Source organism: Kitasatospora sp. NPDC058184, from assembly GCF_042883725.1.
GTDB lineage: Bacteria > Actinomycetota > Actinomycetes > Streptomycetales > Streptomycetaceae > Kitasatospora.
This window is the reverse complement of record NZ_JBHVVE010000017.1, coordinates 93,411-113,676: the sequence shown is the minus strand read 5'-3', so window position 1 is coordinate 113,676 and position 20,266 is coordinate 93,411. Positions and strand designations below refer to the sequence as shown.

Below are 20,266 nucleotides of genomic sequence, written 5' to 3'. Positions count from 1 at the left end.
GAGTTGGGTCGGCCGACTTCCGCAACGGCGGCTACCCAACCCGAGTCCGTATTGATCCCATGTTCATCGGCATGAAGACCTGAAAGGTCCTCCATGACTGCCAAGAGAAAGACGGCGTCCTGCACCACGCGGTGCAGGACGCCGCCTACTTGTGCAATCGAATCCGAAACGTATGGCCAGCAGGTCGGGCCACACCCCTACCTATCCAGCCTGGGCCTTTTGCAACAAGAGATTTAGCCGAAAGACATGTTGACCGAATCGGAGAGCCCGATCGCTCTGAGGTCTGCTGAGAGCCAGTTGTAGGCAAGAGTCGTAGCCGGGCTCTCCCCAAATATCCACAGGACCTCGTGGACGGTGCTTCGCCCGGACCAGGCAGCCGCTTCGGGGCGAAGGCGGCGAAACTCGGCGTGGCTATCGATGGATCCGAACCAGTCGGGCCAATAGTCGGTCTCGGCGCTGACGTCTTCCACCTCCGTTACATCGACCTGGGACGTGGAACCAGGTGTCAGCGGGAGGACGGTACGCAAGAGAAGGGGCCCCATATCTACCCGGTCGGTCCCGATAGGAGGCCAGCTGATCTTGCAGGCGAACCGCACCGGCAGCGCGCCGCCGAGTTGCAGGGTCCGTCGAATAGGCGACAGGTACTCCGTGACGATGCTCTCGTAGATGGACAGCGCGCCGGAGTAGACCTGTCTGACCATGTCGATCAGTACATCAGGGCTGTAGGCAGCAGAGACATCACATGAGGTCCTGTCAGGCCCTGGGACGTCCGGCACGGGGTATGGACAATGGATCATTCCGTCACGAGTGATCAGGAGACGCTGGCCGACGCACTGGTCGCGGAGCCTCGCCAGCTCCGACCGCAGTACGACAGCGCCACCTCGAAATCGGACCAGGGCGATGTTCGGCGTCTCCCGGAAGATCTCGTCGACCGCCGAGATGACATCGGTGAGCGGGATGGGGAGGCGTGACCCGAAGCCGACCTTCCCGGTCAGTAGCCTGGCGATGTTCCAAGTTCGTTCCTGGACAGCAGTCACGTTCTCGGGCAAGGGAAAGGCTCGGTGCGTGAGCACTTGCGCCATGCTCGCCTTCACCCAGGACAGAGACAATTGCCACGGCCAGGCGGGGACATCAGAAGGGACGGTCGCTGGTCGGAGCGAGAGGATTCTGTAGCCCGCTATCTCGCCACGTTCTAGGTCTGGCCGTGCGGTGACTGCGAAGAAGCGCTGCCGGTCTGCAGGTACTACGGGAGCGGCGAACATGACGCCGATATTGGAACTACCGGCGTCTGATCCGACCCCGATAGGCAGGCCACGTCCGGCTTCGTCTGAACAGCTGAGCAGAGATGCTGCGTGACCGAGTCCGCTGAGCCAGTTGTCAAGCGTCGTGGACAGGCGCCGGGCGCATTCGAGATCCTCGGGAAGGGCCGCCGTCGACGCGAGGGGGTTCTTTGGAACGGCCTTGTCGATGATCCACGAGGCCAGACCGGGGTCGACTGCCGTGAGGTCGCGGAGTAGGGCCGTCACCCGGTCCCACGATCCGTTGGAGACGGCGAACGTAAGAGCGTCTCTCCACCGGTCCCGGCGCTGTGGCGTGAATCCCGAGAGTTCCGGTAGACCGTTGTCCAGGATGTACTGGCCACCGAAATACTGTCCCAGTACTGGGAGAGCGAAGGAGAGCGTGCGGTTTCGGTGGACGACCAAACGGGTCCGAACAAGGCTCTGCAGATCCTCCCTGTTGCCAGCCTCGCTGGCCGCGATGGATCCTCCGGCGTCCAGGGTGAGACGGCCGAGTCGGGCGAGTAGGGTGTATGTCTCAAGACCAAGGCCTGCGGACCGGGTGAGAGCCCGTTCGACGAGGGCGGCAAGGAACGCTCCTCGCGAATGCGGTACCTCGGATCCGGACCGATGGCAGTCGGCAGCGATCAGCGCGAAGAGCGGGCGGTGCAGAGCGTCGCGGATATCAGCGTTGGAATGCCACGCCAGGTCCTCTGGTGCCTCCACACGATCGAGGAGTTCCTGGAGCTCGGCATCCGAGAGTGCAGGCAGGGTGAAGAAGTCGGCGCGGAGGTTGGGGTCCGGGCGGCTGGTGGCCAAGACCTTCCGGCCAGATGCGCTGTAGAGCCAGGACCAGAGTTCGTCGATAACTTCGGCCGTGCGTTCGGCTCCGAACTCGTCCAAGCCGTCGAGGAACACCGTCACCTGATGGTGCTTGCTGGGAATGCGTGTGAGCCGTTCGTCGAGCGCCCGCAGAAGGTCGGGTCCGGCTGACCTAGCCGTGAAGTGGATCGGTAGTGGCGCATCGGGGTCGTCGATGGCCCGGACCGCCGCCTTTTGGTACTCCCGTTCCAGGGCGACGGTCTTGCCAGAGCCGAAGTCGCCTGTCAGAATCGCGAATTTGCGCCCGATGTGGAACTGGGTGAAGTTCTGACACACACCGATCTCATCGTCGTTGGCCAGGCCCTCGGCTTGTTCGGGAGTCAACCCCACTGCGATCCAGCGAGTGATGAGTCGGCCTCGACTGGCGGATAGGCCGGCGAGCAGGGCGTCCCGCCTGTGCCACTCCTCCGGCGTCCCATCCGAGGGTTCCCGTCGCCGGTCGATGGCGTCCTCGTGCGCACGCTTCATGGCCAGGAGGTCATTGACGGGGAAGTGGCGCCCGTGCTCCTTGTCGATCAGCGTGTGATGCGTAGGGCAGAGCAGTATGAGGTTGGTGTACGAGTTCCGGTCCGAGAGCGGGAGGCCGGGATCGCCCCTCGGTCCGTCGTCCTCCCTGGCAACGATGTGTGCCTCTTCCCCGAGCACGACCGGGTTCCGCGAGTCGGGATCGGCGCCCACGTCGTCGGTGAGCCTCTGGCGGCAGTCCGGGAACGCGCACTCGTTCCCGGACCTGCCCCAGAGAATCTTCCGGTCCGGGTCCTTGATGGCCATCGGCCCCCGTTCGTCGATAGGTGGTGTTGCCCAGTCTGCCTGCTGGAGCCCCAAGCTGCGGTCTACCGGTCGCGATCAGCTCCCGCGCTCCGATGCTTGTCCCATAGGTGACAAGAAGCCGTGTTGAGTCCGGCGGGACCGGCCGGGAGTTCAGCGCGAGCGTACAAGAGACAGGGACACAGGCGCTGCCACGACGGAAGCCTGAGCGAACGGCGTGGATTGCGAGGGAACGTGGGCCGAGCGGGCTCGGGCGGCTTCGACCCGAGCCTGTTGTCCATCGATGATCGAGACCGTCGTCCGGATGGACCGCTGGGCCTCCGCCAACTCGCTGTGAGCGGTCGAGACCGCTTCCTTGATGACCTGGCCGGCGGTTGCCAGGGCCTGGTCGACGTCGGGCCGGCCGCGCAGGGGATCGAGGTGGGCGACCGTCGCCAGCTGGTCGGTGGCCGCGCCCAGGGCGGAGACGGTCTGGCCCATCCGGTCGGCGACCTCGCCGTAGGTCCAGGCCGTGCGCAGAACATGCTCGGGGACGGGCTCCACGGCCACCCGCGCTTCGATGGCCTGACCGATCTCGGCGATCAGGTGGCCGAGTTCGGTGATCTGCCGACCGACGGAGGAGGCTTCGGCGAGCCGGGCCGGCGGGCTGGTCACGGCGGGCAGCTTCGCCTCCTGTGCTTTGACGCGAAGGGCCAGGGACTGCAGGGCGAGGGATTCGCTGACGGGGGTGTTCACGAGGAGCTCCGGTGGGGGCGGGTGGGGACAGTGGGGGCAGTGACCACGCACGGGATTCGGGCGGAGGCGGCACCGGGCATCGTGCGGCCGGCGGCTCGGGTGGGGCTGCGGGCGAGCGCGGCGCTGACGCGGGCGGTCTGGTCGGCGCGCGGCCGCGGTTGCGAGTCCGGCGGGGAGGTGGCCGTGCGCCAGCGCTCCCGCACCTGATCGACCGGGCCGAGCGCATGCAGCGCCTGGCCGATGAGCTGACCGGGGGCGAGCCGGTCGCCGTCGGCCTGAGCGGCGATCTGCCGGGCTGCGACGGCCGCGGTGCGGTTGAGGGAGCCGCGCAGGAGCTGCTCGCCGAGCCACTCGGCCGAGCCGGCCGCGCCGTTGCCGAGCACGGCGGAGAGGCGTTCGCCGGTGAGGGTGCCGTTGGCGAGCAGGCCCCGCCGCTGCACTTCCCACAGCGCGGTGACCGGGTCGATCGGCTCCCCCCGGTGGTGGAGCGCCCCGAGGCAGCGGTAGAGGTGGCCGTGGCCCCGGTCGGCGAAGTCGCCGGGCCGCAGCCAGCCGAACACCTCGCCGATCGCCCCGTCCTGGTGGACGAGCAGCGCGAGCAGGAACCGCTCGTCCTCGATCTGGCCCGCCGCAGGTGCGGCAGCGACGACGGCCGGCGGCACGGCAGGGCCCTGCGGCCTCGGCGGGGTTCCCCAACGCCGGGCGAGGTCGACCAGGACGCCCACCAGGACGTCGGATTGGGCGACCGTGCCGTCGGCCTCGTGCTGCCGGGCGCCCTCCTCAGCGACCGCGAGCAGGCGGGCGGCATGCTCGGCGACGGTGCGGTGGATGGAGCCTTCGAGCACCATCCGGCCGTAGACCGGCGCGTTGGCCGGGCGCGGACAGGCCGCGATCAGGGCATGCGGGTAGGAGGCGGTGAGACCTTGGACGTGCCGACCGGCTTCGGCGAGGCTGTCGTTCAACCAGGCCAGCGGCACGGCACCCCCGGCGGCGAGCGCGGGGTGCCCGGCACCACCGAGGGTGCGCAGAGCGCCGAACAGGGCTTGGTGGGCCGGGCGGTAGAAGTCGCGCGGCTCCAGCCAGCCCAGGCGATCGAGCTGGCGCGGATCGAGCAGCACCGCGCCGAGCACGGCCTGCTCCCCCGTGAGCAGCGGGTCCATCACGCTGCCCCGTCGCCCTCGGCCCGCAGACGGGTGACCTCGCGGTCGGCGGCGGCCCTGGCAGCGGCGAACCGGTCCAGCTCACCCGTGAACACGGGATCGGAGGCGAGAAGGGAACCGGCCCCGGTGACCAGCCACCAGTGGCCCCCGCGCCGGAACACCGGCGCCCCAGACAGCGGAGCCGATACGCGCGGGCGCTTGACGGCGTTCGGATCGGACATGCAGAACTCCCGGAGAGCAAGGGGAATCGAGGCGAGGTGGGGAAGGACGTGCGGCGCCGGCTGGGGGTGCTGTCGACCGGCGCCGTCGGGCGGGGTGCTCAGGCAGAGAGGGTGAAGTCGTCGCGGCTGTGGGCGGCCTTGGCGAGCGCGCGCTCGGTGATGGCCTTGGTGGCGCGGGAGGAAGCCGGGCCGATCTCCTTGGCCGAGCGCTCCTTGTACCAGGGCTTGAGGTCGAGCATCGCGACCCGCATGCCGGTGGCGAAGAGCAGGATCTTGCCCTTGGGGAGCGCGCGGATCTCGTCCGGCGGCAGGATGCGTTCGGTGCGCATCGAGACCGAAGTCGACTTGCCGCTGTCGGAGTTGGAGACCGAGACGGTCTGCACGTCGTGCTCGCCGATCTGCCGCGACAGCTTGTCCGCGAAGTCGGCGTCGTCGATGCCGCTGCCGATCACCTTCACAGTGGCGGCGGACCACAGGGCATCCATGCCGGCCTCGCCCCAGCAGCGCTGGCCCTGGCGGTAAGACTGCAGGATGGTGATCGGGATGACGCCCCGGCTGCCGAGGTGGGAGTAGAGGTCCGGCAAGTCCGAAATCTTGCAGACGTTCGCCGCTTCATCGAGTACGCACAGGGCGGGCGGGTCGAGCCGGCCGCCGTTGCGTTCGGCGACGATGACGGCCGCGCGCATCACCGCGTCGGCCGCCGCCGCGATGATCGCGCTGGCGGAGCCGCCGCCGTCCTTACTGAGCAGGAACAGCGTGTCGCGGGAGGAGGCGAAGTCGAACGGCTTGAACTCCGGTACGCCCTTGGTGGGGGTGACCCAGGCGGCGATCTCCGGGTCCAGCAGGCAGCTGGCGTACTGCCGCGCCGTCTCAAAAATCCCATCCCTGGTCTCGGTGGCCCCGGTGACGGTGCCCTGGAGCTGGGCGGCGACCGCGTGGTGGCCGGCGTCGCCGAGCAGGTCGACGGGGGTGCGGTCGGAAGGCGAGGCGAGCCAGGCCAGCACATCGGTGATCGGACGGCGGTGGCTCGCGGCAGCCAGGAACAGGGCCCCCAGCGTGTTGCTCGCGGCAGTGGACCAGAAGTCGGAGCCGCTGGACTCGTCCACGCTCGCCGTGACGAAGTGCCCGGCCAAGCGCTTGGCGCCGGCAAGGTCGCGGGCGTCGGCGAGGATGTCCCACCACATCTCGCGCGGGTGATGCGCGATCTGCTGCGGGTCGAGCGTCCAGACCTTGCCGACCTTCGCCCGGGCGTCCACGCACGCCGTGTAGGCGTCGTTGGCGGCTTTGTTCGAGGTCAACAGCACGGGCCCGGGCGCGGCGAGGATCGCGGGGATCGCGATGCCGCTCGTCTTGCCAGAGCGCGGCGCCATGATCGCGACCATCACGTCCTCCCAGCTCGCGCGGACCTCGGCCTTGCCCGGGGAGAGCGTGCCGATGGGGATACCGCGGTCGGCCGGCGCGACCTCCTTCTCGTCCTTCAGGCTCGGGCGCAGGCTGCGGGCCTTGTCCGTGACTTCCTCGTCCAGCAGCGGTGCGATGTCCGCTGCCCGGGCCAGACCACTCTTCGTCCCGGCGCGGTGGCGGAGCCACAGGGCGAGCACGGTGACGGTGGAGGCGAGGGTGAGCACGCCGGGGACGAGGCGGGCGCCGACCAGGACGGCGGCGGGGCCGAGGTGGGGCCACAGCCGGTTGGGGTGCAGCAGGGCGTTGGTGGCGTTGAACGATGCCCAGGGGCCGGAGCCGGCCAGGGCGTTGGTGAGGTTGCCGGTCAGCCAGGCGAGGGAGCCGAAGGCGAGGACAGCGCCGAGGACGCCGAACAGGAGGTAGAGCAGCGCGTCCGTGCCGGTGGTGGTTGACGGCGCGCTCGTGCGAGGGGCAGGCAAGAGGAGGTCCAGGGAGGTACGAGCGGGCGGTGGGCGGGGCGCGATCGGCTCTGGTGCGGATCACGGTGCTCTCCACGGGGCTTGGCTGGCGGAACGATTCAGCGGGCTCGGGCGGCAGGCCGGGCCGATGTAGCTGATGCGGGCGGCAGCCGGGTGGGGGCGGCTGCGGTGGACATGCCGGGGGTGGTGCTGCGGGCGAGGGCTGCGCGGGTTCGCAGGTCGTCGGTGCCCCTGCCGTCGGTGGCGCCCGGCGCGCGGGACCCGGCGCGCCGGACCTCGTCGACGGCCCCGTCCAGTTCGGCCTGGACCTCGACGAGTTGGTCGGACGAGGACCCGAATCGGTCGGAGAGTTCGACCTGGTCGGGGTCGAGATCGGTGATCTGTTCGGAGGCGGTCTCCAAGGCCTCCTGGAGGCGCACGAGCATCCCGTCGTCCGGGTCGAGGAGTCGGTCGAGCACGCCGGCGAGCTCGGCGAAGTCGGTGCTGCCGCGCAGCTCATCGCTGAGATCGAGGATCTGCTGGCCGGCGGTGGCGAGCGGCTGGACGTCGAGCCGGGGGTCGAGGTCGACCTTGTAGCGGGCGGCGCGCAGCATCTCGGCGGCGTGGGTGGCGCAGGCGGCTGCTTCGTGGTTGGGCGTCGTGGTGGGCAGCCGGTGGCGGCGGCCGTGCCAGTCGTCGATCTGCTTGAACCCGGCGTGGCGGAGCAGGGTGGCCGAGAGGTCGTCGCTGGTGCCGGTGGCGACGACGCTGCCGCTGGGCCCGGCGCCGATGGTGATGGCGGGCATCCGGTGGTCCTTGGAAGTGGTGACGGTACGGGTGAGGTGGCCGAGTTCGCCGGCGATGCGGGTGCACTCGGCCTGTATGTGGAAGGGGTCCCGGTAGGTGCCGTGGATGTATCCGTCCTCGCGTACGACGGTGGCGACGACGTGCACGGACCGGTCGCCATTGCGGATCGCGGCCCACCGGCAGCCGTTCCGGTCGTCGACGGGGGCGAGTCCGGTCGCGGTGACCAGGCGCCGGGCGACGTCGGCCCACTGGGCGTCGCTCAGGTCCGGTTGGCGGGGGTCGGAGCGCACCGAGCACATCCACACCGGGAGTTCGGGCGCCCGGGAGCCGATCCGCAGGGCCGGGGCGTCGAGCACGCCGCCGCCGAGGACCTCGTGCGGGTCGCCGAACAGGGGTAGCTGCAGCTGTTTGTCGGCGCCGCGGTAGTCGGCGCCGATCAGCCTGGGGCGCAGCCGTCCGCGTGGGTCGTCCAGGCCGTAGAGGGTGGGGATCAGCGCGGCCGTGGTGGTGGCGCGCTGCAGGTGGGCGATCACGGCGTCCCCTCTCGGACGGGCGGTGGGGCCCGGCGGGCGGGCTGGGAGACCGAGAATCCGCGGATTCGGCGGTTTGGCCGGGCTGGAAGTCGGTGGTAGGAGGCGGCTGGGCCCGGCCGGGGTGTTCCGCGAGCGTCAGCGAGGTGCGGCGAGCGGATCGGTGGTGTCCTCGGCGCGCCGGACGCTGCGGTGCAGGGGGGCTGGCCGTCGTGGTGCTCTCGAATCGGACGGCGAGGAAGGGGAGTTGGTTCGGTGCCCTGCCCGCAGGGGCAGGGCACCGGGGGTTCACACGAAGGGGTTCTCGGTCGGCCGGTCGGTGTCCACGGCCGCGTCGAGCAGCTCGGGCAGATCGCCGGGCTCGGAGGCACGCTGGTCGATCCACCAGCCGGCGCGGGTGATCGTGCGGGCCTGGTCCTCGATCTGCTCCCACTGCGGATCCGGCATGCCGGTGTCGAGGACGAGGGCGGTGTAGGCGGCGGCGAGGACCTGGTGGCGACACCGGATGCCCCAGGCGATGCCGCGGTCGGTGCCCTCCAGTGGTGGCATCCGGTACTGCTGGGACCAGGCTTCCGACTCAGCCTGCTCGGCGGCGCGTTTGGCCTCCAGCCACTCGGCCTTGCCCGTCTCGTCGTCGCCTTGGGCGGCGCGCCAGCAGTCGGTGCAGTCCTGCCTGGCCAGCCACTCGGCGAAGCCGGCTCGCCGGTCGGCCGGGCGGGCGCCGAGGTCGCGTTCGGCCTCGTGCCCGCACGCGTGGGTGATCGTCCAGACCTTTTTCACTGCCATGCTCGTCTGTCCCTTGTTCGTGGTGCTGGTTGGTCAGCGGTGGTGGTCACCGGTGGTGGCACAGGTGAGGACGGTGTCCGCGAGGGCGGGCTCGACGGCGACGGTGTACCGGCCCCGCCGGAGGCGGATGGTCGCCTCGGTGACGGCGTCGAGGCCGTCGCCGGGCGCTCGGAGGATGTCGAGGTTCGCCGGGTGGAGCCATCCCGCTTCGGTGAGGAGTTCGGCCGGCTCGCGGGGCAGGTGGTCGCGGAGAGCGGCGACTATGCCCAACTTGGGGTGGACGGCGAAGGCTACGTCCGGCTCCTGGGAGAGGCGCGGGAGCGGGGGGTGCTGGGGCGGTGGAGGAACTGGGTGTCGTCGGAGGGGGTGCGGGGTTGGTCAGCGCGTACGGGCGAAGGCGATGCGGGGGTCGACGGCCGCGGGGGGCCTGCTGGTGCCGACTGCGGCGGCAGGAGCGGGCTGGTGGGTGGGGCCCTTGAGCGCGGCCTCGTCGACGCGGAACTTGTGCGTGGTGAACGCCTGCCGGACCTCGGCGCGGTGCGCGGCGACGTCCTCGGCGAGCCGGGGCTCCAGGGCGACCTGGAAGTTGCCGCGCCGCAGTCCCGTGACGGTGTGCGCCACGACGTCGAGCGACTCCGCCCGGGTGCCGGTCGGCGGGAAGTAGACGTCCAGGTCCCGGTGGTGGCGCCAGCCGTCGGTGTCCAGGAAGATGCCCGGATTGAAGGGCAGGTGGTCGTTGACGGCGGCCACGATGCCCAGCGTCGGATGCTCGGCGAAGGCGACGTCCGGACCGGTGTCCGGTTGGTGGCTGGGCGTCGGTTCGGCGGCGGCCGTCCGTTCCTGTGCCCGTTTCTGCCGACCGGTGTTCTCGGAGGCCAGGGCCATGTCGGTGTCGACGCGATAGCCGGCGTCGGTGAGGAGCTTGGCAGCCCACGCTGCGCGTTCGGGGGCTTGGAGGTGCTGGTCGGTGAGTGTGTAGAGGGTGGGGTAGCCGGGGAGGCGCTCGAAGTCGAGGCGCTCCAGCATCCACTGGGCGGCCGGGGACTGGGTGGGCAGGGAGGCGACGATGCCGTGGTTCGGGTGGTGCCCGATGGCGACGTGGGGAAGCTGGGTGGGTTCGGCGGCAGACACGGTGGGGCTCCGCTTTGGTGGTCGGACGGTGGGAGCGGTGGGCGGAACGCGGTCTGCGGCGGCGGGGCACGGCGGTTGTCCTTCCCGGGCAGGGGTTCAGCGGCGCGGACCCGCGGAGCGGACGGCGGCCGGTGCGGCGAGGACGGCTTCGGCCGGGTGACCAGTGAGGGTGCGTACGGCGGTGGGGGAGGTGGCGACGGCGGCGAGCACCCGGGTGTCGAGGCGGGCCGGGACCCGGGGTGCGGGCCGGGCGCGACTGGGGTGAGCGGCGTGCCGGTCGGCGAGGTCGCCGCGCATCGCCCGGATCTCCCGCACGTAGCCGTCCGCCATGTCCGCGATGTGGCGCAGACGGGCGGCGTAGTGCGGATCGGAAGCGCCGCCCAGGCCCTCCCACCAGGAGGCGCTTTCGTGGAGCACGCCGACGACCTGGTCGAGGACGCCGTCGCCGGGAGCGGTCAGTTCGCTCAGCGCGTCGGCCACCTCGCGGGTGTGCCCGGCTGCCGAGACGGCCTCGCCGACCTGGGCCAGCGACCGGGACGGGGGCAGCGTCGGCGGAAGGCTGTGGTCGATCAGGTCCGCCGGGCAGGTGAAGCGGTAGCCCGCGGCGCGCAGGTGGTCGACGGCCCGCGTCACGGCGCTCCGGCGCTCGCCGGGGTCGACCATGGCGACGGGAAGCCGGTGATGGGTCTCGTGGACACGGACGACGGGGATGAACCCCGCGCGGTGGAGGGCGGACTCGGCGCCGGCACGTACGGCCTGGACCTGTTGGCGGGACGGCACGCCCAGGCCGTCGAGGTACTCGTCGACGGCGGCGAGCAGCTCGGGCACGTTCCCCCGCTTGCGGGCGTCGGGCCCGCCAGGCCGGCTGTCGTAGAGGACTTCGGGCAGCTCGGCGTTGCCCGGGGCGTACCGGCTCACGAGCCACGCGTCCGGGAAACCGGGGACTTCGGGGCGTCCGCCGTCCGGCGGGGGTGAGATCGACAGGAAGGTGCCGTCGTGCAGCTGCGCGACGACGACATGGTCGTCCGCTCCGAAGTCGACCCCGGTCTCAAGGCCCCGCTGCGCGAGGGGTCGGGTGACGTGGGCGTAGTGCCGGCCAGGACCGGTTGTGTCGCGGCCGGGCGGGGTGTCCGGGCCGTAGACGTGGGCGGTGACGCCGAAGCCGTTCTCGGCGAACAGGACGGTCAGCTGGTCGGGTTGCATGGCGTGCTCCTGCGGGGTACGCGGACGGGCCGCAGCGGGGCGGGGAGCTGATGATGCCGAAGACCGGGGAGTTGGTCCGGCTGCGAAGCCGTGCTAGACGCTCACCGCGCGCACCGGAGTGCACCCGGCGTCGGCGGGACCGGTGACGTTGCCGCCGCAGTGCTGGGGCCGTGAACCGGGCCGGTGCGCGCGAGTGCGGCCTTGACCTGCTGTTCGCGGTTCGGCTCGGGCGAACCGATCCTTGGTGCGACGTGTGCTGCCAGCGCGGGAAGCGGGCCGTTCGTGAGCGGCGCGGCACACTGCCACGCCTCCTGATTGCGCAGGTCCTCGGCGCGGTCCCGCGCTCGCTCGGCGGCGGCGCGGTCTCCGGTGATCGCGGCCATGTCGGCGCGCCAGCCGTCCCGGACCTCTCGGAGCCTGTCGAGCGCGGTCTCGGTGACGTGGAGCTGTCGCAGGTCGGGGCCGATGGCGGGGTCGAGGTGGTCCTCGATCGTCGCTGCGGAACGGATGCCGGCCACGAGGTACGGGCCCTGGTCGATGAGCGTCTCGGTGTACGGCCAGGCGGCGCGGTTGCGGCCCTCCTGGGAGTCGAAGGAGCCGATCTCGCCGTGGCCCCAGGGGTCGCCGGGGGCCGGGATGTAGGCGGTGCTCAGACGGCGCAGGGCCTCGACGGCGTGGGTGGCGGCGCTCGCGCGGGCCTTCCAGGCGGCCTGCTGGCAGCGCGGCCCCAGGGTGGTGGTGAGCTCGGCCGCCACGGCGGCCGGCGGTGCGCCGGCGGGGAAGGCGACGGGCGTGGGCAGGTGCACTGCCCTGGGGTCGTAGGCGGGCACGTTGTCGGGCCGGGCAGCGCCGACGAGGAGCGGGGCGTCCACGCCGGTCCGCACAGCGAGGAGGCGTTCACCGTTCGGGCCGGTGAGGGTGAAGGCGGTGTGCGGAGCGGAGACGGTGTTCCAAGGAAGCCGTCCCCAGCCCCAGGCCTGGCGGCGGAGTTCGGCGAGGTCCCGGCCGGGGGCGAGCGGGTTGGGCTGGACGGTCCAGCCGGGCAGGTGCTCGACCAGCTCTGCGGCGAACGGAGGGACGGGCGCGGGGCGGTGGGGCTGGTCGGGCAGGGCTCGGCCGTTCTCGTCGAAGTACACCCGCACGTACGTCTCGTCGTCGGGCGTCGGGGTGCCGAAGGCACCGCCCGGGCGGAACAGCGCGTAGGTGGACTCCCACCGCCCGTCGCCGCCTCGGCCGCTGGAGCTGAGTACAAGGTGCCAGTCGGAATCGGTGTACGGGCGGCGGTCGCGTTGGGCGGCGAGCAGCTGCTCGAACGCCGTGAAGTCGGCTGCCGTGAGGTGGGAGTGGTCGAGGTAGGACTCGATGTCGGTGCTGGGCATGTGAGTTAAGGATTCTCGGAGGGCCGGGGCGGTCAGGCGGCCATGCGGAAGTCGGTGTCGTACAGCTGCTTTTCCATGGGGTGGAGGAGGTGCTGAACGATGAAGGAGAGGGCGGCGACCTTCCACAGGCCGCGGCCGCGGGTGAGGGCGGCGATGGCTTGGGCTTCGACGCCGGTGAGGCCGAGCAGGGCTATGGCGGCGGGGATCTGGTCGGGTTCCTGGCGGTAGATGATCCGGGTTGAGCAGTCGGCCAGGAGGCCCTCGGCGAGGACGCGACCGCGCGATCCGGCGTCGCCCGCGGACAGCAGGTCGGACAGGCGGTGCAGGATCAGCAGGTTTGCGATTCCCAGCCCGCGAGAGAGCTTCCACTGCTGCTGCATGCGCTCCAACAGGCCGACGTGGCGCATGATCCGCCACGCCTCGTCGTAGACCACCCACCTCCTGCCGCCGGCGGGGTCGGTGAGAGCGGCCTCCATCCAGGCGCTCGCGCAGGTCATCGCGAGGACGAGGGCGGTGTCGTCGCCGCTGCTGCCCAGACGGGAAAGGTCGATGGAGAGCATCGGCGCGTTCGGGTCGAACGTGACGGTGGACGGGGCGTCGAACATGCCGCTCAGGTCGCCGTGGACCAGGCGGCGCAGGGCGTGCGCGAGGTCGTCGGTCGCGTGGCCGAGGCCGCCTCCCTGGTTGCCGAGGGCGGCGTCGAGGCGCTCGGGACGGCCGAGGACGTGGGCGATGTCGCCGAGCAGCGGCACCGTGCCGGCAGCTTCGGCATCGGCGACGACCAGGTCCAGGGCGACGTCGAGGCCGGTGTGCTCCATCGGCAGTAGATCGCGCTTGAGCACGGTGGCCGCGAGGCTCGCCAGCAGGAGCAGACGGCGCTTGCGGACCTCGGTGCTCCAGTCCTCCTCGCTCACCTCCGCGGGCCGCTCCGGCGCGTCCAGAGGGTTCAACCGTCCGGGGAGGCCGGGGCCGAGGGCGATGGTCTGCCCGCCGAGGGCCTGGGCCAGCCCGGTCCACTCGCCCTTCGGATCGCTCGGTACGTAGATCTTGTAGCCGTGGGCGATGGAGCGGGTGGCGATGGACTTGGCGAGCGCGCTCTTGCCCATGCCGATGACGCCGCACAGGATCGCGTTCGGGTTCGTGAACCCTTCTATTCGACCGGAGTTGTAGAGCGCGAAGGGGTCGAAGCAGAAGGAGCCTTCGGCGTGGAGGTCGCGGCCGATGAAGGTGCCCTCGGCGCCGAGGCCGGCCTCCGCCAGGAAGGGGTAGGCGCCGCCGGCGACGGCGGTGGTCAGGCGGTGCTTGGGTAGGCGGAGCTTGCCGCCGCGGGCGGAGGCGGGACCCGGGCGCCCGGAGGCGGGGTAGGTGGGTCGCAGGTCGGGGTCGGGCCCCTCGTGTTCGCGGCGTCGGGCGGGGGCTTGGGCGGAGCGGGCCTTGGTGCGGGCCTCGGCGAACTCGGCGCGGGCGGCGCGCTGCTGGGCGCGGGTGGTCTTGCGGGGGACGAAGAGCGGGGAGGCGGTGGCGCGGTTCCTGGACATGATCACGGGTTTCGGAAGTCAGTGGCGGACGAGGCCGGTGAACGGGGAGTGCAGGTCGGCGGGGGTGGCGCGGCGGCGCACCAGGTGGGCGGTCTGCTGGTGGCGGCGGCAGATGGTCAGTTCGGGCGCGCCCTCGGGCCGGCGGGTGCGACACGCCTCGGGAGCAGGGACTTCGCCGGTGCCGGGCCGGGGCGCGCTGTGGTACGCGGCGTGGAGGTGGTCGGCGGCCTGCCACAGGCGGGTGCGGGCGGCCTTGAGATGGTCGCCCTCCCCGGGCAGCAGCGGGCTGGTGCGCTGGGCGTGTGCGTCGAGCAGGGCGTGCAGGGCGACCAGGTGCTCGTGCAGGGAGTCGAGTTCGGCGCGGGAGGCGACCAGCGGGCCGGTGGGGATGTTGAGCGCGCGGTGGAAGTCGATCGCGGCGGTCGCGTACGGGACGAAGTCCTGCACGACAGGGGTGGTGGCCGGCATCGGGGTGCTCTTTCGGAAGGTGGGAGGGCCGGCGTCAGGCGGCGAGAGCGAACGGCAGAGCGGAGGCTGTGAACGCCTCGCCCTGCTGCCAGGTGAGCGGGCGCAGGTCGAGCTGGGCGCCCACCGCGGCGGTCTCCACCACGGCGCAGGCGGAGCGCAGTTCGTCCTCGGTGTCGGCCGAGACGGTCAGCAGCCCGGTGAGGGCGACGTCGGCGTGGCCGGCGATCAGCTGTCGCTCTCGGTTCTGTATGTCCTGGTACTCCACCGAGTCGGCCTCGCTGGAGACCTGGCCCTTGCGGGCACGCTCGGCGGAGTCGGCGATGACGGAGGCCTTCTTGCGGCGCACGTCGCGCATCGCCGAGTCGAGGTCCTGCGGCTCGTAGGACAGGGAGACGGTGCGGCGCACCCCGGAGGCGAACAGCACCTGGTGCAGGAACCCGGGGTTGACCTCGGTGCGCGGCCAGTTTTCCACCCAGTAGGTGGCGTGGTGGGCGGAGTCGGTCGAGATGTGGTCGGCCTTCTCCACCACGACCACCGGTCCGGCGGCGGCCGGGGCTGCGCCGGGGCGTCCGTCCTCGGACCAGCGGTCGAGGGCGGCGCGGGACTTGGGGTCGTAGGCGGTGCGGGCGACGGCGGCGATCTCGGCGGTGGAAAGCCAGCCGGTCGGGTTGAGGCCGGCGGTGCGGGCGGACTGCTCGAACGAGCTCGTCAGCTGGGCGAGGACGGCGAAGGCACCGGTGAGGCCGCCGCCGGCCTGGGAGATGAGCCGCCGGGCGCCCTTGAAGTCGAGAGCGATGGCGACGTAGGCCTCGTGCGGGGCTGCGGCCGGACCGGCGTTCTGGATCAGCTCGCCGTAGAGGGCGCCGGCCAGCGGGGCGTCGGGGCGGCCGTGCTCCTCCCAGTAGCGGCGCAGCGCGTCGCCCGAGTCGGGGACGGTGCGCTCGATGACCTGGACGCGGGCGACCTGGCCGGTACGGGCGAGGGCCGCCAGCGCGCGGCCCCAGCCGGTGACGTTGGCGTTCTGGGTGCCGGGGTCGAGCAGGGCGTAGGCGCGGCTGCTCACCTTGACGATCGCGGTGAGGGTGCCGGCGTGCGGATCGTGGACGGCGCCGTACCGGCGGTCAGGGGCGGTGACCACACGCAGGCTGGCCGCGCTGCCGGGAAGGTGCAGCAGGCCCTCGCGCACCGGCCGGGAGGAGGGGCGGGCGAGCCAGAGCAGCTGCCCCCGCAGGCGGCGCAGCGCGTAGCGGGCGGCGACCGGCGCCCAGTCGGCGAGGGTGCGACCGCGGTAGCGGACGAACACGGCGGCGGCGACCGTGGCCCAGACAGGTATGAGCTGGAGGGCGCCGGTGACGCCGCGGGTGGTGAGGACGGCGAGCAGCAGCAGGCCGGTGGCGGCGGAGGCGACCAGCTGCGGGGCGCTGAGGCCGAGCAGGATGCCGCGCTTGGAGCGGTGGGGGAACTTGACGGACGCGGGGGTGGCGTCGGACTTCGGAGTGGAGGACATCGGGGTTCCAGGGAGGCGCGTGCGGGCGGCGGGCGGGGGCGCGGCGCTCTTCTGGACGTCATCGCGGGGCTCCTTCGGGGATGGTGGGCCCGGGGCGGGCGGCGCTGGGCCGCCCACCCCGGGGAAGGAGGATACTGGTCAGGACCCGGGCTCGGCGGTCCGGTTCGGGTAGACGAAGCGTCCCGGATCCGGGCCTCCAGCCGGGCCCGGACTACCAGCAGCCGGTGCCGGCAGCGGGGGAACGGCGGGGCCGACCGGTGCCGGAGGAGCGGGAACGCTCGGGGCCGAGGCCGTACCGGAAGCCGGAGAACTCCCGACAGCAGACGGAGCGACGGAGTCTGCCAGGTTGGCACCCTGGACACGCGGGGCGGCCGGGGCCGGGGCTGCCTCGCCGCCGTCGGACTTCGACCGCTCGGCGCCGCCTCCGGCGGACGCCCGGGTAATCAGCGACGGGATGCCGGGCCGGGTGACCAGGGCGCGGCCGCGGTCGCCGCCGGCGTTCGGGTCCTCGCCGAAGCGGAACTTCGTCGGCTGCTGCGCGGGGCCGGCGTCGATGCCGTCCGCGCTGATCCGGCCGGTCGGGTCGATGCCGGAGGCAGCACCGCCGCCGCCGACCCCGGGAACCTGGGGCGGTCCCTGTGGCGCCGGCATCCCCATGCCGGACTGCATGGCCAGGGAACCGGCGGTCTTCGCCGCCCCGGCCACGGTCGCCATCCCGGCCATGCCGGTGCGGTGCACGTCGTCGTGGCCACCGCCGTCCGTCGCCCAGTGGACGAACTTGTAGACGGCGTACGGGCACAGCAGCACCATGACCATGATCACGACGCCGGCCAGGGCGTCGGACAGCGCGGCGATCCCGTCCTTGGCGTCCGTCTTGCCGAGCGCGGAGACGCCGACGAGGAATACCACCGTCATCAGCAGCTTGCTGACGATCAGGGTGGCGGTGGCCTCGATCCAGCCGCGCCGCCAGCGCTTGGCGACCTCCCAGCCGCCGCCGGCACCCGCGAACGCCGCGAGCGCCACCAGCACCAGGACGCCGACCTTGCGCGCGACCATCACGCACCAGTAGAGGAACGCCCCGATCGCGCTGCCGACCGCGACCAGGGCGGGAATCGCCCAGCCGAGCGGGAACATGGCGCCGAACTGGGTGACCTTGATCATGCGCCTGACGGCGTCGGCCACGCTGGTGTGCGCCGCTTGGAACAACCCGGCCGACAAGGCGTCGACCGTCGTCACTGCTACCGCGGTGAAGCTGATCGCCCCGAAGGCGAACAGGACACCGGTCATCGTGCCCCACGCCGCCTTGGCCAGCGCTCGCTCGTCCCGGCGCCAGGCGGCCAGGATCAGCTGCGCGCAGAAGGTGCCCACGGTCAGGATCAGCCCGATTGGCAGGATCAGCTGGTAGTTGTCCCTGAACCACGGCGCTGACAGGTCGATCGCGGTGGTCTCGTCGACCGCCTTCGCGCACAGGTCGACGGCGCTGGCCGCCAGCTCACCCATCGACTTGGCGATCCACGCGCCGATGCCGTCGGTGATGCTCTTGCCCGGGTCGCTGACGAAGTTCATGCCGTCGACGACGGTGCAGACCTGGGCGATCATCGGGAGGTTGCAGATGTCCACGAGTACCTCCCGGGCTCAGGGCGCCACGGCCGGCAGCACACCGGCCAGAGCACACGGGCGGTCAGGACGGCACTGGACGGCGAGAGTGGCCGAGCGGTCCTCGGCGCCGCCGGCCGGGGCACCGTTCCAGGAGATCGACTGCTTCCCGGAGACCGTCACGGCGTAGACGTACGCCTGCGAGATCGCCCCCGGATCCGCCTGCAGCGCCCGGGTGAACGACTCCGGGAAGTGCGCCTCCGCCGCGGTCGCCGAGGCGAACTGCCCGGAGTCGGCCATCCGCCCCCAGAGCAGGGGCGACGGGACCAGCCGGTCGACCGAGTCCGCGTCGGCGTACTGGCCCTCGTCGGTCAGCCACCGGTGAAGGGAGGCCACCAGCTCGGGCTGGGAGGACGAGCGGGTGTCGTACGACCACAGCGCCACCGCCGCCGCCTTCGCGAACGCGATCGGATCGTGCGTCGACGGCGGCCCGGGCAGCGCGGCCGAGCGCGCGCCCGGCGAAACCGAACCCGACGGGCCTGGCGCGGGCGAGCTGGCCGCAGCAGCATGTTCGGGGGAGCTCCGGCCGTCCCGGGTGACGTAGGCCAGGATCCCGGAGCAGACGACGAGCACCACCAGGACGGCCGTGCCCAACAGCACCCGGCGGCGCACCAGCGCGCCGCTGGAAAGACCACCGCGGGCGGCATTGAATGAACGTTTCTGCATTACTTGACCTGACTTCCGAGCGTCGAGAAGAAGCTCACCACGCCGTTCGCGGCGCCCAGCAGGAGGGCGGCGCCGGCGCTGACGAGCACGCCCTTCTTGCCGTTGGCCTCGGCCTGGTGACCGCCGCTGTGGTGGCCCCAGGCCCACACACCGGCGCTCACGGCCAGGGCGCCGACGACCGCGATGATGCCGAACAAGTTCAGCGAGCCCATCACCTGCTTGAGGACCGAAAGGCCGGGCAGGCCACCCTCGTTGGGGGTGATTCCGGGGTCGTAGGCGAGCTGTACGACGGCGTCCGCGAGATACAAGATTGAACTCCAGTTCGAATCAAGGCATGCCAAGGCAGCCCGGAGAAAAGGGGAGAAGAGGGAGGGGAGGAGAGTGCGGGTCAGACGACCCGGCGGGCCGCGAGGATCTCCGCCCGCCACGAGGCGAGAGTCGAGATCTTGACCACGTCGCCGGTCTTCGGGGCGTGCACGATCAGCCCCGAGCCGATGAACATCCCGACGTGCTCCGGCACGGCCGCGGTGCCCCGGGTGAACAGCAGGTCACCGGGCTTGAGCGCGTCCGCCGAGACGGCGGTGCCCTGCTTGACCTGGTCGTAGGTGGTCCGCTCCAGTGAGACCCCGCCGGTTCGGTAGGCCACCTGCATCAGGGAGGAGCAGTCACACCTGCCCATCGGGTCCGCGCCGTGCGAGTTCGCGCACGTGCCGCCCCACTGGTACGGGGTGCCCAACTGTCCGAGCGCCCAGCGGATCGCGGTCTGTACCGGCTGAGGCGCGTCCGTCGGGATGTTGTATCCGGCCGGCAGCGAGCCGGGCGGGATCGTCCCGAAGTCGGTGCCGTCACCACCTGCCGTCGGTGTACCGCAGCCCCCACTGCTGGGCGTCGGGCTTGGGGTGCTGCCCGTCGTCGGCGTCGGCGCTGGGGTGGGCGAGGTGCCGGTGGCGGGGGAGAGCAGCGGGGCGATGGCCTTCTGCAGGGCCTCCGCCAAGGGCTGCCACTTCGCGTAGGCGTTGGGGAAGCCGGAGCGCTGCACTGCCTGGGCGGCCTGGGTGACGGTCATCGACTCCCAACCGTTGACCTCCTGCAGTGCCGCGTAGAACTTCGTCGAGGCGTACACCGGCTGCATGATCTGCTCCGGCGTGCCCCAGCCCTGCGAGGGCCGCTGCTGGAACAGGCCCAGCGAGTCCCGGTCGCCGTAGCGGATGTTGCGAAGCTCGCTCTCCTGCATCGCCGTTGCCAGCGCGACGACCTGCCCCCGGATCGGGATGTGCAGGGCGACACCGGTGGCCTGGATGGTCTTCGCGTTGGGGATCTGCTCGTCGGGCTTGCTCAGCCCCGCCACGCTCGGGGCGCTGAGCGGACTGGAACCCTTCAGGATCGCCTCGACCTGCGCCGCGACGGCCGAGCTGTCCACACCCTGCGGACCGCCGCCGGGCGGACACGAGGCGGACGTCGCCGAGGCGTTGCCCGCGCCGGCGATCACCACCGGCAGGGCCAGCATCAGCGGGCCGCAGGCGACGGCCCCGACGAGTGCGCTGACCGCCTTCTTCACGGTGCCCGCCGATCACCGAACCGGAACCGGGCCAACGGCGGAGGCGGATGAGGGCATGGGTGTGCCAGGGCATGCTGCATCGCAGCGGCTCCTTGCGGGGTTCGTAGGAGAGCGCGGTGCCGGCTCCTCGTG

18 protein-coding genes are annotated in these 20,266 nt (G+C 71.7%); all 18 read right to left on the bottom strand.

All coding sequences use genetic code 11. The annotated features are described in order from the left end of the window. Nucleotides 1–233 precede the first annotated feature (233 nt). Complete coding sequence (locus tag ACFVXH_RS28835) at nt 234–2,930, bottom strand: NACHT domain-containing NTPase (protein WP_074003046.1); 2,697 nt, start codon at nt 2,928–2,930, stop codon at nt 234–236. 150 nt (nt 2,931–3,080) lie between these two features. Beyond that, entirely contained in the window at nt 3,081–3,662 is a 582-nt protein-coding gene (locus tag ACFVXH_RS28830) for a hypothetical protein (RefSeq protein ID WP_074003045.1), read from the bottom strand. Beyond that, a complete protein-coding gene (locus ACFVXH_RS28825) occupies nt 3,659–4,822 on the bottom strand; it encodes a DnaB-like helicase N-terminal domain-containing protein (RefSeq protein WP_074003044.1) in 1,164 nt (387 codons plus the stop codon). Before ACFVXH_RS28825 ends, ACFVXH_RS28830 begins: the two co-directional genes overlap by 4 nt. Further along, complete coding sequence (locus tag ACFVXH_RS28820) at nt 4,822–5,043, bottom strand: hypothetical protein (protein ID WP_074003043.1); 222 nt, start codon at nt 5,041–5,043, stop codon at nt 4,822–4,824. The genes ACFVXH_RS28825 and ACFVXH_RS28820 overlap by 1 nt, the downstream gene beginning before the upstream one ends. Nucleotides 5,044–5,141: 98 nt before the next feature. Then, complete coding sequence (locus ACFVXH_RS28815) at nt 5,142–6,926, bottom strand: type IV secretory system conjugative DNA transfer family protein (protein WP_074003042.1); 1,785 nt, start codon at nt 6,924–6,926, stop codon at nt 5,142–5,144. 98 nt (nt 6,927–7,024) lie between these two features. Next, nucleotides 7,025–8,245, bottom strand: a complete 1,221-nt coding sequence (locus ACFVXH_RS28810) for a hypothetical protein (protein ID WP_387828591.1) — start codon at nt 8,243–8,245, stop codon at nt 7,025–7,027. Nucleotides 8,246–8,530: 285 nt separating this feature from the next. Continuing rightward, nucleotides 8,531–9,028 carry a hypothetical protein gene (locus ACFVXH_RS28805; protein ID WP_387828588.1) on the bottom strand — a complete coding sequence of 166 codons (498 nt, stop codon included), beginning with the start codon at nt 9,026–9,028 and terminating at the stop codon, nt 8,531–8,533. A gap of 33 nt (nt 9,029–9,061) precedes the next feature. After that, nucleotides 9,062–9,298 carry a hypothetical protein gene (locus tag ACFVXH_RS28800; protein ID WP_387828585.1) on the bottom strand — a complete coding sequence of 79 codons (237 nt, stop codon included), beginning with the start codon at nt 9,296–9,298 and terminating at the stop codon, nt 9,062–9,064. Nucleotides 9,299–9,406: 108 nt separating this feature from the next. Then, on the bottom strand, nt 9,407–10,159 hold the full coding sequence (locus tag ACFVXH_RS28795) for a hypothetical protein (protein WP_387828582.1): 753 nt from the start codon (nt 10,157–10,159) through the stop codon (nt 9,407–9,409). 96 nt (nt 10,160–10,255) lie between these two features. After that, entirely contained in the window at nt 10,256–11,362 is a 1,107-nt protein-coding gene (locus ACFVXH_RS28790) for a hypothetical protein (protein WP_387828579.1), read from the bottom strand. 101 nt (nt 11,363–11,463) lie between these two features. Continuing rightward, the gene (locus ACFVXH_RS28785; protein ID WP_074003038.1) at nt 11,464–12,741 is read right to left on the bottom strand and encodes a hypothetical protein; all 1,278 of its coding nucleotides are present in this window, start codon (nt 12,739–12,741) and stop codon (nt 11,464–11,466) included. Nucleotides 12,742–12,773: 32 nt separating this feature from the next. Continuing rightward, nucleotides 12,774–14,279 (bottom strand): ATP-binding protein, encoded by a 1,506-nt coding sequence (locus ACFVXH_RS28780; RefSeq protein WP_074003284.1) that lies wholly within the window; start codon nt 14,277–14,279, stop codon nt 12,774–12,776. A gap of 18 nt (nt 14,280–14,297) precedes the next feature. Further along, complete coding sequence (locus ACFVXH_RS28775) at nt 14,298–14,747, bottom strand: DUF6238 family protein (protein ID WP_074003037.1); 450 nt, start codon at nt 14,745–14,747, stop codon at nt 14,298–14,300. Between the two features lie 34 nt (nt 14,748–14,781). Further along, a complete protein-coding gene (locus tag ACFVXH_RS28770) occupies nt 14,782–16,254 on the bottom strand; it encodes an SCO6880 family protein (RefSeq protein ID WP_380740961.1) in 1,473 nt (490 codons plus the stop codon). 138 nt (nt 16,255–16,392) lie between these two features. Then, on the bottom strand, nt 16,393–17,853 hold the full coding sequence (locus tag ACFVXH_RS28765; RefSeq protein ID WP_074003283.1) for an ATP-binding protein: 1,461 nt from the start codon (nt 17,851–17,853) through the stop codon (nt 16,393–16,395). A 36-nt stretch (nt 17,854–17,889) separates the two neighbouring features. Beyond that, nucleotides 17,890–18,576, bottom strand: coding sequence for a hypothetical protein (locus tag ACFVXH_RS28760; protein ID WP_074003035.1), 687 nt, complete (start codon nt 18,574–18,576; stop codon nt 17,890–17,892). Then, a complete protein-coding gene (locus ACFVXH_RS28755; protein WP_063346628.1) occupies nt 18,576–18,884 on the bottom strand; it encodes a DUF6112 family protein in 309 nt (102 codons plus the stop codon). Before ACFVXH_RS28755 ends, ACFVXH_RS28760 begins: the two co-directional genes overlap by 1 nt. Before the next feature lie 80 nt (nt 18,885–18,964). After that, a complete protein-coding gene (locus ACFVXH_RS28750) occupies nt 18,965–20,134 on the bottom strand; it encodes a C40 family peptidase (RefSeq protein WP_074003034.1) in 1,170 nt (389 codons plus the stop codon). Nucleotides 20,135–20,266: the final 132 nt, after the last annotated feature.